This is a genomic window from Gilliamella sp. ESL0250, from assembly GCF_013345045.1.
GTDB classification, from domain to species: domain Bacteria; phylum Pseudomonadota; class Gammaproteobacteria; order Enterobacterales; family Orbaceae; genus Gilliamella; species Gilliamella apicola_H.
Genome location: NZ_JAAEDV010000001.1, coordinates 263982 through 279206 on the forward strand (window position 1 = coordinate 263982; position 15225 = coordinate 279206).

Genomic DNA, 15225 nt, shown 5'->3' on the forward strand with positions numbered 1-15225 from the left:
ATAGACTCCATATCGCTTGTCTGGGATACGGCGTTAGGTATATGCATTACTGTAATTTCTGAAATTACTATCAACAACGCGAATAATTACTAGAATTTATCTATTTTTTATTCGATACTTTTGTGATATTAAATTTTTTAATTTACAGTGAATCTTCTATCTGTTTAATGTTATCTTTAGTAAAAGTAGTGTTTGTCTTTTCACTTATCTCTTTATTCTTTGCTATAGACCATAGGCTATCGAAGTCTTTGTCGTAGTGTTTTCATCTTCAAAGATTGTCTCTTTCACCTCTAAAGCTTAGTAGCATTAGGATTAATCCTACTTTTCGAAAGCACTACCAGTTTGATCGTTGTCATATGTAACATATCGCGTTGCTTTTTCTTGAATGACTACTTATTATTGGAAACTTGTATTTAAGGCAATTGCTCACTTTACTTGAGTACCTTAAGCTATAAGGAAACATTATGTCATTCAATGCCATTATTCTAGAAAAAGAAGAAGCGACTGGGGTTACCTGTTCACTAAAAAATATTAATAAACAACAATTATTAGCACAACAAGGTGATACATTGATCCAAGTGGCGTATTCAAGTATTAACTATAAAGATGCATTAGCTATCACCAACAAAAGTCCAGTTGTAAGGCAATGGCCAATGGTGCCAGGGATTGATGGTGTTGGTACGGTCATTGAATGTGCTAGTGGCCGTTATCAAAAAGGCGATAGGGTGATTTTAAATGGGTGGGGGTGTGGCGAAACTCATTGGGGCTGTTTGGCGCAATATGCTTATTTACAATCTGACTGGTTGATTCCGCTACCTAACAATCTTACCGCTTATCAATCAATGATCATTGGCACAGCCGGTTATACTGCAGCTTTATGCGTCCAGCGTATTGTTGATTTTGGTGTAAAACCACAAGATGGCATGGTATTGGTAACGGGAGCAAGTGGCGGAGTGGGTTCGATTGCCATTACTTTACTAACTAAATTAGGTTATCAAGTTACGGCGTCGACCAGTAAAACTGATGAAGCACATTATTTACAAAAACTCGGGGCAGTTAATGTTATTGATAGCCAAACTTTAAAAGAAGCAGGCAAACCCTTACAAAAAGAACAGTGGTCAGCGGTTGTTGATGCGGTTGGTTCGCACACTTTAGCAAATGCTTGCGCTCAAACTCAATATGGCGGTATTGTCGCTTGTTGTGGACTTGCTCAAGGAATGGACTTACCAGCAACAGTTGCGCCATTTATTTTACGAGGAGTAACTTTGGCTGGGGTGGATAGTGTTATGGCAAGTTATGATAAACGTGTGTTGGCATGGAATTTATTAGCGCAGCATCTGGATGAAGAGATCTTATCTTATGTCGGCAGAACAATCACATTAAATGAGTGTGTGGAAGTGGCAAATAAAATGATCGCAGGAAAAATAAAAGGGCGCTTTGTTGTTGATGTAAACAAATGAATCTAGGTATTGCTAAACAGTGGTATCTTGATAATTACTGTTAATCACTTGTTCGCTCATTTACTATAAAGTTATAAAAAAAGCGGTGTAATATTTACACTGCTTTTTTATAACACTATTTATTGTCATTGATAATATCTAAAATGTTAGCAATGAAACGGTTTTTATCCATTTTTAATTGATTATTTGATTATAGCCGTCAATTACACTTTCAAGTTCCCTATTCAAAGATTCAACTTCCCTTTCCGCTGTGTTGTCCTGTAAATTTTTTAAAACTATTTTCATTTGATTAATCAATTTAGGTAAACGATCAACAAAACGGTCATAATACATATCGTTTAAACCTTGTTGTTTAATTAATTTACTCTTGCCTTTATTCGTCATTAATTCATTGGTTATGGATTCTATTTGCTGAATTTTTTGTTCAAGGGCTGATTTATCGAGATTTTTAAACTGGTTGTTTTCGTTAAAGCTTTCATTGATTAACGCAACAATATCTTCAGATAAATCCATGATTTCCATGCAATTGTAGTTAAGAGTTAACCCTTTGTTTTTTATTTCTGATTTTTGAAATGCGTGGATTTCTTTGTATAATTTTTCGTAAGCCGCTAAAGCCACACTTTTTGCTTCAACATATTGGTCATAAAGCGTGTCAAGATTATTTAACAGTTCAGGTAATTTGGCAAAGTCATCCAATTTGTACTCATTATCTAAATAATATTTAGCTATCTGGTCATAAGCTAATCCTATTTCAATGTATTTATCACTTAATGCTTTGCCTGCGGCATCAAGTTCGGGTAACTCTGGTTTAAATGCTAATAACTCAGTAATCAATTGTTTATATTCATCAAGAACTTCTGGTGTTGGGTGATAACCGATAAATAGTTTCGTTGGATTTTTTTTCACATAATTGACATCAATTTTACCGTTTTTATCACTGACGCTTTTTAAAAATCTCCCGACTTTGTCATCAAGATGATAAAGAGAAGAAGTCATATTGCCTCGTCCTCTTAATGCTTCTGCAGCTTGGGAAACATTAGTATTAAAAACGTCTAGCCATATATTACCTTTACGTGCTTTCAGGGCGAATTGTTGTGAAACATCTTCAGTAGTTTTAGACTCAGAAGATTTAACTTCTGAAGCAGCTGTGGGTTGTTGCGTTTTGTTTTCGGTTGGTTTGTCATCACAGCCAATCATCAAAAATCCAGCAATCAATACGGTTAAAAATTTTTTTTTCATTATTTATTTCCTTAATTTTGGCTTTATAAATTCATTGTGTTAATACTTTATTATCTTTTAACGACTATTTCTAATCAAATATGAAGTTGAAATAATGAATTGCGATGTTTATTCTCAATTATTCGTAATAATTCTGGCATTGATTGATACGATGGTTATTACAAGTTTTAACAAATAGATACGGTGAAGTGTTAATTAACCACGAAACGGTATAGAATCCTGAATATTTTTTACAAAAATATAATCTAAAAAGCGAACATCACATCACCATTAAAGTATGTATCTTTTTCGTTTTTCCCATTTGTTTGTTAACGTGCAGGTTTTGTGAGTATTTGATTGTTACGATGATTATTACACGTTTTAACAAATAGATACTGCGAAGTGCTAAGTAATCACGAAACGGTATAGAATCCTGAATATTTTTTACAAAAATTTAGCTTGCTGTCTTAATTTATCTTCAATCTGGCTTTGTTCTTTGCTAGCTGATTATAAATGATCGGAAGACTGACCATACATATTTAGCCAATCGATAACGGTGATTTTTTTATGATATAGATGCCATATCGCTTATGGGATACGCGTTAGGTATATTCATTACTGTCATTGCTGAAATTACTATCAACAATGCGAGCAATTCCGACTCGTTAGATCACATCAGCGGGTTCTTAAATGAAATTAGCACTTGTATTATTTTATAAATGGGAATACATTCATTGGAGTGCTATTTTTACCATTACCATTTTAAATTTTCAGTCATCTAAGATTAATTTATGAGGGAATGTGATATGCCATATAAAACTCGTGAAGATTTACCCGATTCAGTACGCCATGTTTTGCCTGAGCATGCGCAAGATATTTTTAAAGAAGCATTCAATAGCGCGATTAAGGAATATCAAGATCCGCATAAGCGACGTGATAATAGTGATCCCGAAACGATTGCTTTTAAAGTGGCTTGGGCAGCAGTCGAAAAGGTTTACCACAAGGGTGAAGATGGTAAATGGCAACGTAAATAATCATTAGGCAACCCAGTTAAATAATAATTCGATAGAAATAATTTATATCATCCTAATTTTTTTACTAATCATTACTTTTATGAGAATAAAATAAGTTAGGATTAGATTATTTCTATCACAAGTAAAAACGGATTTATTATATTGGTTTTCTTTTTTATCCTAGTTAGAAATAAACGCTATTTATTTTTCTCTGACTTACGTTAAATCTATTAACGAAGTAAAACGTAATTAACAGCAATATATTAGTTATCTGTAAAGCCATTACGAGTTGGGACATTTTATAGCATCAGGTCGAAAAGTTCCGCGCACAGGCGGAATGATTCTTTGCTAAGTAGAAAGCAAGAAATAGCAATTTTAATCATAAAGGAAGATCCATTTTATATTCATTACATTGCTCAATACCATATTATCGAGTTTGTTCCCTCGAAATAGGCTGATGAGTTTGAAGAATTTATTTAAAATTTGCTTTAACTATTTAAAATTTAAAATTATTTTTGTTATTTTTATCGTGTACCTATAAAGTTCTAAATATCAAAAAAAGTAACTCACCTTACTAATATTAATTCATAACTTTCCTCCAAAATATACTTATATTTTTCCTGATCAATACGGAAAAAGTTGGTTAGTAATTCTATTTTTTTCCTTTTATACTAAAGTTGAATTCTCAATAAACACAGGTACTTGATTATGAATAATAAAGGTTTACCAAAAGATTTTTTATGGGGAGGTGCCGTTGCAGCTCATCAATTAGAAGGGGCTTGGCAAGTCGGTGGTAAAGGAGTGAGTGTCGCTGATGTGATGACGGTGGGTTCACCTAAAAGCTATCGAAAAATTACTGAAGGTGTTATTGACGGTGAATATTACCCAAATCACGACGCTATTGATTTTTATCATCACTATAAAGATGACATTAAACTCTTTGCCGAAATGGGTTTTAAATGTTTTAGAACCTCTATTGCGTGGACGCGTATCTTTCCAAAAGGTGATGAACTTGCACCAAATGAAGAAGGATTAAAATTTTATGATGATCTTTTTGATGAATGCTTAAAATACAATATTGAGCCAGTTGTTACCCTTTCCCATTTTGAATTGCCTTATTATCTTGTTACTGAATATGGTGGCTTTCGCAATCGTAAATTAATTGATTTTTTTGTGCGTTTTGCCGAGGTCTGTTTTGATCGTTATAAAAATAAAGTCAAATATTGGATGACTTTCAACGAAATTAATAATCAGGCTAACTTTAATGAAGATTTTGCACCATTTACTAATTCAGGGATTTACTATAAAGCGGGCGATAATCGCGAGCAGATCATGTATCAAGCTGCACATTATGAATTAGTTGCCAGTGCTAAAGCGGTGCAAATTGGTCATGCCATTAACCCTGATTTTGAAATAGGTTGTATGTTAGCAATGATACCAATCTATCCAGAGACCAGTAAACCCGGTGATATTTTAATGGCACAAAAGGCGATGGAGCGTAAATACTTTTTTGCTGATGTGCATGTCCATGGTGAGTATCCAAACCACATTAAAAAATATTGGCAACGTAAAGATTTTCAACTTGATATCACCGATCAAGATCTTGAGATTTTGAAAAGCGGCAGCGTTGATTACATTGGTTTTAGCTATTACATGTCAAACGCAATTAGGAAAAAAACTGGTAATGACAGCTATGAATATAACGAAAAAACCGATCTGATTGGTAATCAATATGTCAAGGTGTCTGATTGGGGATGGCAGATTGATCCCGAGGGATTACGTTATACGTTAAATTGGTTGACTGATATGTATAGGCTTCCATTATTTATTGTAGAAAATGGCTTTGGGGCTTATGACAAAGTAGAAGCCGATGGTTCGGTGCAAGATTTATATCGTATTGAATATTTACGTGATCACATAAAACAAATGAAGCTAGCTGTTGAAGAGGATGGTGTCGATTTGATGGGATATACCCCTTGGGGATGTATTGATCTTGTTTCAGCGGGGACTGGCGAAATGGAAAAACGTTATGGATTTATCTATGTTGATAAAGACAACAAAGGCAACGGCACACTAAAACGTAGTCGCAAAGCCTCATTTGCATGGTTTAAAAAAGTCATTGAGTCTAATGGTGAAGTTTTATAAAGCATATAACTATTTTTAGGAGAATTTATGAAAAAAGCATTAATTATTTGTGCCGCAGGGATGTCATCATCATTAATGGCAAAAAAAGTGACAGAATATTTTGCTAGCAAAGATAAAGCGGTTTCGGTTGATGCGGTATCAGCAACTGAAGGGGCAAATATGATTAAAAATAGTGATTTTTCACTTTTTTTAATTAGTCCTCAAACGATGATGATGTTTGATAAATTGAAAAGTTTGGGTGATGAAGTGGGTAAACCTGTTGTCAGTATTCCTTTTCAGGCCTATATACCCATTCAATCGGGCATTGAACAATTAGCCAAGTTAATTGAGGATAATATCCAATAATTTCAATCAATTTTTGTTTTAGATATAGGTTTGGCGTTTGCCAAATGGCAGCGCCTTATTATCTGGCTGGGGCTGTGGCGTGATTACCTAACGAGCGAAAACCGTCACTATATTATTAACAATATGGTTTTAGTTGGCACAGGTTTGGATAATTGTGATTAAAAACAAACAACGTAACCTTATTAGTTTATTGGTTCGTTCTAAAAATTTATTCAAAAGTAGTGCGTGGTTAGCAACTGAGCTATCATTATCAGATCGCACTGTTCGCACTTATCTTAATGATTTAAAACCATTGGTCGAAAGCCATGGTGGAGCTATCGTTAGTAAACAAGGTTATGGCTACCAACTACAAATTAAAGATAGAACTGCTTTCAATTTATTTCTAATTGAACATCATCTATTAGATCGCAATGAAGAACAAGCGAATTGTCGAGAAGCAACTCAAAGAAAACATCATATTCTTAATCTGTTATTGTTAGAATGTCAAAAAATTGATATAGAGGCATTATCAGAGCGATTATTTATTAGTTCTTCCCAACTCAATAAAGATATTTTAGAAATTAAGCATCAACTTAAACCGTATGGTCTGACAGTCAAAAAAAGTCAATCCTTGTTTTATGTTGAGGGCGAGGAAAAAGCAAAACGACATTTCATTTTGAGTTATTTTTTCCATGATGGCTCGATTAATCTTTTGCAGCACCTAACGCATTTAAATAACTTTAGTGATGTCATTAGTTTTGATTCGTTAACCATTATTATTTTAGATGAATGCCGTGAGGCAAAAATAAAATTATCCGACGTGATGATGCAAAATATCGTGTTACATCTGTCATTAAGCATTAAACGCTTACAGTCAGGGCTTTCTATTCAAAATCTTGATATGTCACAATCGACAAAAAATACTTTGGAATATCAAGTCGCTAAAAATATTATCAATAGAATTGAAAAGGTAACAGGTTTTTGTTTTCCAAAAGAAGAACAAATGTATTTAACTTTACATTTAATGAGTAAATCAAATTTTTGCCAAAATGATTTTGATGCTGGGTTATATTCATCTTTGACTAATTTACTCATCAAGATAGAACAAGAAACGGGATATTTATTTTTAAATGATGAGCAATTGAAAAACGGCATTATCCAACACTTAAAACCGATGATTGTTCGCTTAAAGCAACATATTAAACTGAAAAATCCATTGCTTAATGAAATTAAAGACAATTCTCCAGAATTGTTTGAGTTAGTTAAAAATTACCTGAGCCAGCTTCCTGAGCTTAAAAAATTTACTATTCATGATGATGAATGGGGCTATTTAACTTTGCACTTTTTAGCTTCGATTGAAAAACTGAAAAATGAACAAAAAGCCAAAGTATTAATTATTTGTGCAACAGGCCTTGGTAGTGCCCAACTACTAAAAAATCGCGTTGAATGTGAATTTAATGAAAGAATCAAAATTGTTGCCACGCAAGGATATTATGAAATTGAGCCGAAGATATTAGACAAGATTGATTTTATTATCTCGTCAGTGGATCTTTCATCAAAAGTATTTAAAGTTCCAGTTTTTCATGTTTCAGTATTTTTTACCGAAGATGATGTACAAAAAATTCGCCGTCATCTTTCGTCACCTAATATGCTTATTTCGACACATAAAGAGCCAATATTAACCTCAAGCTGTTTAGATCATGTTATTGATGCTTTGCAAATGGTAGATGATTTATCCGCTGATTATTTTTACCGATGTGAACAGCCGCAAAGTAAAGAACAAGTTTTAAATTGTTTACTTGATCTTTTAGCGCTAAATGAAACTAGCGATTATAAACAACAGATGATAAAGCAAATGGAAAACCGTATGCGATTAGGCGATATTTTCTTTAGCCCAACCATTGTTGTGCCACATCCAGCAATGCCAGTGGGAAAATTGCCTAAAATTGGCATTGCAATAATCCCTGATGGTGTATTTTGGGATGATAATTACCCACAAATCCGATTTATCTTTATGATTTCCCCCTCGATTTATCAAAATCCGACTCTTGCGATGATGACAAAAGCGATTGTTAACTTGATTGATGATTTAGAAATGCAATCAAAACTATTGAAAACACATAATTTTCACCAATTTAAACAACTTTTTATCCAACTTATTGAAAAAGGGGTATAGCAATGAATCAGGAAATGAGCTCAGAGGATATTCAACTTATCGCTTTTAATATTATTTTATATAGTGGTAATGCTAAAACTAAAATTCACGATGCTTTTAAGGCGATGAGACAAGCCGATTTTATTACCGCCAATCAATTGCTTGAAGAAGCAAATAAAGAGATCTTACAAGCACACCATTCACAAACACAATTACTGCAAAATTATGCAAATGGCACCAAAATCACGATGGAAATTATTATGGTGCATGCACAAGATCACTTAATGACAACCATGAGTTTTCGAGAAATGGCGATTGAAATGTTACACCTATATGAAAAACATCATGAGCTAGAAACAACATTAAAGGGCTAAATAAGGAGTGGCATAATGACACAAAAGCTAACAATGCATAAAAAAATCAGCCTAACCAATCTCTATTTTAATCGATTTTTAGCGATTCGCTATACCGTCGCATTTTTTTTATTTTTGAATCTTTATTGGGCAACCTTTTTAATGGGGTCATTGTCGATGGTAGCGATTTTACCGCTTGCTCTTTTTGTTTTAGGCATACTCACCACATGGGAACAAATTAAACTTTATCGAAATCACTGCAATAAATTGCCTTATGCAAGGTTATTTTATCGTGTCTTAGCGATAGTTTTTGTGACACTAATGATTACGCTCTATACCCCTTTGTATCACTTCTTTTTTCCATTTTTAAAACAGACGCCAGATGCTTTACATGTATTAATGGTGTTACTGACGGTAAGCCTAATCATTATCACCTTAATGCTTAGCAAGTTAAATAAAATTCAACATAATCAGGATTTGCATTTCAAAAGAATCCAAGCTTACGAAGAATTTATTAATTAGATGAGGAAAACAAAATGAATACGGGATTTGTTATTTTACAGAAATACCTGATGACGCCCATGGCGAAAATATCACAATTTAAAATTGTTCGAGCTGTAATGGCGGCGGGAATGGCGTCAGTACCTTTTTCTATTGTTGGCTCCATGTTTTTAGTATTCAATACGTTGCCAATGACATTTACGGGTTTAGAAGGCTTCTTTGAAAATACTTTTTTTAGAGTGAGTGATCTCTATATGATTGCTAATACAGCAACAATTGGTATTTTAGCCCTCTATTTTAACTTTGTTGTTGGTTATGAAATGACTAAGATCGAAGCGGAAGAAACGGGTCTTAAAGTTAATGCTCTCAATGGGGCGATGCTATCCGTTTTTGCCTTTTTCATGACCTTGCCTGAATTAATTATGCAAAATGGTGTGATTACCTTACTCAATGATCAAAGTAATTTAGTCTTTAATGGGCTACGCTTAAAACCCTTTGTCTTTCGGTTGGGGACATCGGGGATATTTATTGCCATCGTTATGGCTATTGTGGCGACTCATCTCTATTTTTTATGCGTCAGACGCAACTGGGTTGTGAAAATGCCTGAAACAGTACCATTAGGTGTTTCACGTTCCTTTACTGCACTGATCCCAACTTTTGTGATTGCTTTTTTTGTGATCGTTCTTAATGGTATTTTGATCTATTTTGGCACTGATATTTTCAATATTATTGCCGTGCCATTTGCTTTTGTAACCAATCTCACTAAAAGTTGGTTGGGTATTATGGTTATCCTATTTTTAATTCATGCATTATGGGTGGTTGGAATTCATGGTGCGAGTATTATTGGGGCATTTATTACCCCTATTATGTTAACTAATATGACTGAAAATACGGCGGGAGCACATATTCCTTTTGCAGGTGAATTTAATAATTCACTCGTGATTTTAGGGGGATCTGGTTCTACCTTATTAATGACATTCTTTATTGCATTTTTTGCTAAATCTAGCCAACTAAAAATCTTAGGACGAGCATCTGCAGTGCCAGCAATATTTAATATCAACGAACCAGTTATTTTTGGTATGCCGATTGTATACAATCCTTATTTAGCACTGCCTTTTTTCTTAGCACCTATGGCTTGCGGAACATTAGGTTATCTGGCTATTAATACCGGTTTTATTCATCCAATCATCGCATTAATTCCATGGCCATCGCCAATGGGATTAGGGGCATTTATTGGCACTGGCGGTGATTATAAAGCGGCTATTGTTGCCATATTTTCAGCTATTTTAGCTTTGCTAATTTATATTCCTTTTGTCAAATTATATGACAATAAATTGTATAAAGATGAGCAAGGTAAATCAGAAAGTCAAATTCAAACAGCTTAGTTTTTTTATGTTTTAGATAAGAGCGTACGCACTTTAATTAAATGGGTTACGCTCTTTTTTATTTATAATCATAAAGATCAATTACGCTTCTTTTTTATGAGGGTCAAGCAATCATTTCGACTAAATTTACTACTTTTTTATACTTAAACGTCGTGTTTCCTGAAACTTTTTTACAAAAATCAGCTTTATTTAAAACGGATTATGTTTTTTATGGTTAATTATGTTAAGAAAATACATCATCCTTGACACCTATTAATAACATTTTCCAACAAAGTTTAATTATTTCTCACTTATGTTCATCAAATAAGATAGATAGGCAACTCTATGTAGATGAGTTTTATTATCATCGATTGCATTGCATATTAAATTATCAGCCTCTATTGAGTAAAACTAACTGATCATCTTATTTTTGGTATTAGCAATTATTGATACTCCATGCAAATGACACGTTAGGGTAAACCATTGCATTGTAAATATCTGATCAATATTTGCTCAACATTTTTATTTTCTATGTTATATTGATGATTCCCCTTAACCGATTGTTGCATGATTTATTAATGTGATTCATGTATTTTGCTGTTAAGTGGGTACGATAAATAATACTTTAATTAGGAGGTGCAAAATGTTTTATCTTAAACGTAAGTTGATAAAGTATTGCTACTTTATTGTATTTTTACTGATAAGCCAACAAGTACTTGCTGTCGAAAACGTAACACAAAAATTAGAAGCTGGTGCAGTTGCTTCGCCCGATTATTATGGTGCCATTGCTGCACAAGAAATTTTAAAAAAAGGTGGAAATGCGGCTGATGCTGCCGTGGCTACCGCTTTTGCTCTTGCTGTTACTTATCCTGAAGCGGGTAATATTGGTGGTGGGGGCTTTATGACCCTTTGGATGGATGGTAAGCCTTATTTTATTGATTATCGTGAAGTTGCACCAAGCAAAGCTGATAGAGATATGTATCTTGATGAACATAAAAATGTGATCCCTAATTTAAGTTTATATTCTTACAAAGCCTCGGGAGTGCCAGGAACGGTTGCTGGTATGTGGGCGGTGCATCAACGTTTTGGTAAATTATCTTGGAAAGAGGTGATGGCGCCGGCTATTCGATTTGCTAATGAAGGGTTTACCGTAGATAAACAGCTAGTTAAACGTTATCAAGAAGCAGCCGAGCTTGCACCTGCTAATGGTCACTTTAAGCAATACTTTGATGCTATGCAAGCAGGAAAGGTATTTAAACAGCCCGAACTTGGCAAAGTCTTAGCGCGTATTGCAAACCAAGGTAGTGATGGGTTTTATAAAGGCGAAACAGCCAAATTAATTGCCCAACAGATGGAAAAAAATGACGGTTTAATTACGGAAAACGATTTGGCAAATTATCAGGCTAAATGGCGAGATCCTTTAGTTGCTAAATGGCAAGATATGCAAATTGTTACCGCCCCTCCGCCAAGTTCAGGTGGTGTTGGTTTAATTCAACTCTTATTAATGAAACAAGATCTTGCGAATGAGTTCAAAGATGTGAAAGTGAATTCGCCACAATATATTCACTTATTAGCAGAAATAGAAAAACGTGTTTTTGCTGATCGGGCTGAATATATGGGGGATCCTGATTTTATCTCTGTACCCGTTACACAATTGATTGATGCTAATTATTTAGCGCAAAGAGCTAAGCAAGTTAATCCAAAAGCTATTTCGATTACTGAACAAGTTAAACCTGGTTTAGACAATAATCGCGAAAAATTACAGACAACGCATTTTTCTATTGTGGATAAATGGGGCAATGCGGCATCTAATACATATACGCTCAATGGCTGGTTTGGTTCGGCGGTTGTAATAGAAGGTACAGGTATTATACTCAATAATGAAATGGATGATTTTAGTAGTAAACCTGGTGTTGCTAATCAGTTTGGTGTTGTGAGCAAAGATGCTAATGCAATCGAGCCAAATAAACGCCCTTTATCTTCTATGACGCCAAGTATATTTATTAAAAATAATGATGTTGCAATGGTTATTGGTACACCGGGCGGTTCAAGGATTTTTACTTCAATTTTCCAAGTGGTGACGAATGTCTTTGATAACCATATGTCATTAAAAGCAGCAATAGATGCTCCGCGTTATCATCATCAATTATTACCAACTAATCTTATCTTTATTGAGCGTTTTCAAAATAGAGTACCAGAAGATTTAAAAGCTCAACTCAAACAGATGGGGTATCAGTTTAAGCAGCAAGATTTTAGCGGTGATATTCAAGCCATAAAAATCACTGACAATAAACCCGAAGCTGTATCAGATATTCGAGGCAGAGGTAAATCAATTATTGTTAGATAATTGCTTTTTAATAGCATCTAGTGATGTGCAATAAGTCAATGAATTTTTATTTGGCTTGTTATTGTACCGAAAATAGATAATAAAAAAACCCGTTTTATTAACGGGTTTTTTTTATTTGTATTGAGTGATAATTATTCAGAAATAATTTCAACAATAACTTTAGCAAAAGCTTCACTGTGTACTTGGAAGAACACTTCGTGTTCGCCAGTAGTACGCAGTACACCATTTGGCAGGCGAACTTCGCTTTTTGATACTTGAATACCACGAGCTTTAACTGCATCTGCGATATCACGAGTACCGATTGAACCAAATAATTTGCCTTCATCACCAGCTTTAGAAGTGATAGTAACTTTACCAAGTGCATTAATTTCAGCAACGCGTTGTTCAGCGGCTTTTAATGTCTCAGCAAGTTTTGCTTCTAATTCAGCACGACGAGCTTCAAAAAATTCGATATTCTTTTTAGTCGCTGCTACTGCTTTACCTTGTGGAATCAAAAAGTTACGCGCATAACCCGCTTTAACATTAACTTGATCACCTAAGCTGCCTAAATTAGCAACTTTATCGAGTAGAATAATTTGCATTATATGTTCCCTCTGTTGCTAATTACTGATGGTTGTCAGTGTATGGTAATAATGCCAAGTAACGAGCGCGTTTGATAGCGCGAGCTAATTGACGTTGATATTTTGCACTTGTACCAGTAATACGGCTTGGTACAATTTTACCACTTTCTGTGATATAGCTTTTTAATAAAGAAACATCTTTATAATCAATTTCTTTAACGCCTTCTGCAGTAAAACGGCAGAATTTGCGACGACGGAAATAACGTGCCATTTGGCTATTCTCCTAATAGTTTAACTTGGTCAGCATGTAAAACAAGTTGGCTTGTTTGATTACGTTTAGTGTGGGTACTTATAAATCCACCAACTAAAACTCTACTGCCTTTTTTTACGTAACTTAACTCTTGTTGTCCACTAGCAATTACAGGCATGATGCACCATGCTTGCCTTGTGAGTTCTGCTTCAATCTGCTCAGAAACATGTTCTAAATAAAATTGACAATGCGAAATCCCACTTGGACTGATTTTTCGTATCGGTGTTTTTTTTACAATACCCGATAACACTAAACGATTATTCGTCGGAATCATCGTCCATGTTTGCTTCGTTAAAATCTTCTTCAGAGCTACGACGCTCATCTTTCGCTTTTAACATAGGTGAAGTTTCAGTTACAGCGTATTTGGTGCGCATAATTAAACTGCGAATTACTGCATCATTGAAACGGAAGTTATCTTCAAGCTCATTAACAGCTTCTTGAGTTGCTTCAACATTCATTAACACATAGTGTGCTTTGTGCAGTTTTTCGATAGGATAGGCTAATTGACGACGACCCCAATCTTCTAGACGATGGATTTTGCCACCATCAGCGGTTAACGTACCAGTATAACGTTCAATCATACTTGGCACTTGTTCACTTTGGTCTGGGTGAACCATAAATACTATTTCGTAATGACGCATTATCGCTCCCTACGGATTAATCAGCTTTCTGTCGGGGCAACCGCAACCCATTGAAAGCAAGGAACATGAAAATAGGCGGTTGAAATCGACGGGGCATTATATATCAACTTATCATATTTGACAAATGAATATAATAAGTTGATTTGAGGACTTGTTTTACTTTTTTATGAAGGAAACTTCTGTTTTATCTTAGTTTTTAACAGAAGATATAGCTTCATATTATATCTGAAACGTAAAATATAAAAGATGAATATAATCAGTTGTATACCTGAGTGTTTTTAAGGTGTTGGTTCACTATTTTACAAACTATGCATATCATTTAAATAATAAATAAAATTTACACAGTTTTGGACGTTTTTTATATAAAAATGTATTTTAAATATGTAACGATTTCTATACATTTTTGCTATTAAAATGTGTTATGCTTGTCAGTATATATCAATTTTACGCATAGACGTTTGTATAAAAGGAGAAGTTTGATGGCTCAGGAAACTATTTTTAGCAAAATTATTCGAAGAGAAATCCCTTCCGATATCGTTTTTCAAGATGACAAAGTGACCGCATTTCGAGATATTTCTCCTCAAGCGCCAACACATATTTTAATTATTCCTAACAAACTTATTCCAACCATAAATGATATCACTGAACAAGACGAAACGTTATTAGGGCATATGATGATTGTCGCAGCTAAAATTGCAAAACAAGAAGGCATTGATGAAAGCGGATATCGTTTAATCATGAATTGTAATAAAGATGCAGGGCAAGAAGTCTTTCATATTCATATGCATTTATTAGGTGGCAAAAACTTAGGTCGATTAGTAGGTTAACTATTAT

15 protein-coding genes are annotated in these 15225 nt (G+C 34.3%); 10 read left to right on the plus strand and 5 right to left on the minus strand.

The window, feature by feature from the left end; translation table 11 throughout:
• The first annotated feature begins 464 nt into the window (after positions 1-464).
• Entirely contained in the window at positions 465-1460 is a 996-nt protein-coding gene (gene acuI, locus GYY69_RS01215; RefSeq protein ID WP_174796043.1) for an acrylyl-CoA reductase (NADPH), read from the plus strand.
• 174 nt (positions 1461-1634) lie between these two features.
• Here acuI and GYY69_RS01220 read toward each other — a convergent pair whose 3' ends face one another.
• A complete protein-coding gene (locus GYY69_RS01220) occupies positions 1635-2699 on the minus strand; it encodes a DUF3829 domain-containing protein (protein ID WP_174796044.1) in 1065 nt (354 codons plus the stop codon).
• Positions 2700-3484: 785 nt separating this feature from the next.
• Here GYY69_RS01220 and GYY69_RS01225 point away from each other — a divergent pair.
• The 8 genes from GYY69_RS01225 (at position 3485) to ggt (ending at position 12880) form a co-directional block, all read left to right on the plus strand.
• Positions 3485-3712 (plus strand): ChaB family protein, encoded by a 228-nt coding sequence (locus tag GYY69_RS01225; protein WP_065639159.1) that lies wholly within the window; start codon positions 3485-3487, stop codon positions 3710-3712.
• Between the two features lie 687 nt (positions 3713-4399).
• Positions 4400-5836, plus strand: coding sequence for a 6-phospho-beta-glucosidase (locus tag GYY69_RS01230; protein WP_174796045.1), 1437 nt, complete (start codon positions 4400-4402; stop codon positions 5834-5836).
• A gap of 27 nt (positions 5837-5863) precedes the next feature.
• Positions 5864-6181, plus strand: a complete 318-nt coding sequence (locus GYY69_RS01235) for a PTS cellobiose transporter subunit IIB (protein ID WP_065639161.1) — start codon at positions 5864-5866, stop codon at positions 6179-6181.
• A 154-nt stretch (positions 6182-6335) separates the two neighbouring features.
• Positions 6336-8336: a PRD domain-containing protein gene (locus tag GYY69_RS01240; RefSeq protein WP_174796046.1), complete on the plus strand. Its 2001-nt coding sequence runs from the start codon at positions 6336-6338 to the stop codon at positions 8334-8336.
• Positions 8337-8350: 14 nt separating this feature from the next.
• Complete coding sequence (locus GYY69_RS01245; RefSeq protein WP_065639215.1) at positions 8351-8689, plus strand: PTS cellobiose transporter subunit IIA; 339 nt, start codon at positions 8351-8353, stop codon at positions 8687-8689.
• 15 nt (positions 8690-8704) lie between these two features.
• On the plus strand, positions 8705-9190 hold the full coding sequence (locus tag GYY69_RS01250; protein WP_174796047.1) for a hypothetical protein: 486 nt from the start codon (positions 8705-8707) through the stop codon (positions 9188-9190).
• 14 nt (positions 9191-9204) lie between these two features.
• On the plus strand, positions 9205-10554 hold the full coding sequence (gene celB, locus GYY69_RS01255; RefSeq protein ID WP_174796048.1) for a PTS cellobiose transporter subunit IIC: 1350 nt from the start codon (positions 9205-9207) through the stop codon (positions 10552-10554).
• Between the two features lie 622 nt (positions 10555-11176).
• Positions 11177-12880: a gamma-glutamyltransferase gene (ggt, locus tag GYY69_RS01260; protein WP_174796049.1), complete on the plus strand. Its 1704-nt coding sequence runs from the start codon at positions 11177-11179 to the stop codon at positions 12878-12880.
• 131 nt (positions 12881-13011) lie between these two features.
• Here the strand turns inward: ggt and rplI are convergent, their stop codons facing one another.
• From rplI to rpsF, 4 genes are read right to left on the minus strand one after another with little or no spacing between them, the layout of a single operon-like run.
• Positions 13012-13461, minus strand: coding sequence for a 50S ribosomal protein L9 (gene rplI / locus GYY69_RS01265; RefSeq protein ID WP_065639166.1), 450 nt, complete (start codon positions 13459-13461; stop codon positions 13012-13014).
• A gap of 22 nt (positions 13462-13483) precedes the next feature.
• Positions 13484-13711: a 30S ribosomal protein S18 gene (rpsR, locus tag GYY69_RS01270; RefSeq protein WP_025314965.1), complete on the minus strand. Its 228-nt coding sequence runs from the start codon at positions 13709-13711 to the stop codon at positions 13484-13486.
• 4 nt (positions 13712-13715) lie between these two features.
• Positions 13716-14021, minus strand: coding sequence for a primosomal replication protein N (gene priB, locus GYY69_RS01275; RefSeq protein WP_446718871.1), 306 nt, complete (start codon positions 14019-14021; stop codon positions 13716-13718).
• Complete coding sequence (rpsF, locus tag GYY69_RS01280; RefSeq protein ID WP_174796051.1) at positions 14008-14391, minus strand: 30S ribosomal protein S6; 384 nt, start codon at positions 14389-14391, stop codon at positions 14008-14010. The genes priB and rpsF overlap by 14 nt, the downstream gene beginning before the upstream one ends.
• A 479-nt stretch (positions 14392-14870) precedes the next feature.
• Here rpsF and GYY69_RS01285 point away from each other — a divergent pair, with 479 nt between their 5' ends.
• The gene (locus tag GYY69_RS01285) at positions 14871-15218 is read left to right on the plus strand and encodes an HIT domain-containing protein (protein ID WP_174796052.1); all 348 of its coding nucleotides are present in this window, start codon (positions 14871-14873) and stop codon (positions 15216-15218) included.
• Positions 15219-15225: the final 7 nt, after the last annotated feature.

Bases quoted from the DNA above. Each gene is read 5' to 3' on its own strand.
- GYY69_RS01230 (WP_174796045.1), top strand. From the start codon at position 4,400: ATGAATAATAAAGGTTTACCAAAAGATTTTTTATGGGGAGGTGCCGTT.
- rpsF (WP_174796051.1), bottom strand. From the start codon at position 14,391: ATGCGTCATTACGAAATAGTATTTATGGTTCACCCAGACCAAAGTGAA.
- ggt (WP_174796049.1), top strand. From the start codon at position 11,177: ATGTTTTATCTTAAACGTAAGTTGATAAAGTATTGCTACTTTATTGTA.
- GYY69_RS01285 (WP_174796052.1), top strand. From the start codon at position 14,871: ATGGCTCAGGAAACTATTTTTAGCAAAATTATTCGAAGAGAAATCCCT.
- GYY69_RS01250 (WP_174796047.1), top strand. From the start codon at position 8,705: ATGACACAAAAGCTAACAATGCATAAAAAAATCAGCCTAACCAATCTC.
- GYY69_RS01225 (WP_065639159.1), top strand. From the start codon at position 3,485: ATGCCATATAAAACTCGTGAAGATTTACCCGATTCAGTACGCCATGTT.
- GYY69_RS01235 (WP_065639161.1), top strand. From the start codon at position 5,864: ATGAAAAAAGCATTAATTATTTGTGCCGCAGGGATGTCATCATCATTA.
- rpsR (WP_025314965.1), bottom strand. From the start codon at position 13,711: ATGGCACGTTATTTCCGTCGTCGCAAATTCTGCCGTTTTACTGCAGAA.
- rplI (WP_065639166.1), bottom strand. From the start codon at position 13,461: ATGCAAATTATTCTACTCGATAAAGTTGCTAATTTAGGCAGCTTAGGT.
- GYY69_RS01245 (WP_065639215.1), top strand. From the start codon at position 8,351: ATGAGCTCAGAGGATATTCAACTTATCGCTTTTAATATTATTTTATAT.
- acuI (WP_174796043.1), top strand. From the start codon at position 465: ATGTCATTCAATGCCATTATTCTAGAAAAAGAAGAAGCGACTGGGGTT.
- celB (WP_174796048.1), top strand. From the start codon at position 9,205: ATGAATACGGGATTTGTTATTTTACAGAAATACCTGATGACGCCCATG.
- GYY69_RS01220 (WP_174796044.1), bottom strand. From the start codon at position 2,699: ATGAAAAAAAAATTTTTAACCGTATTGATTGCTGGATTTTTGATGATT.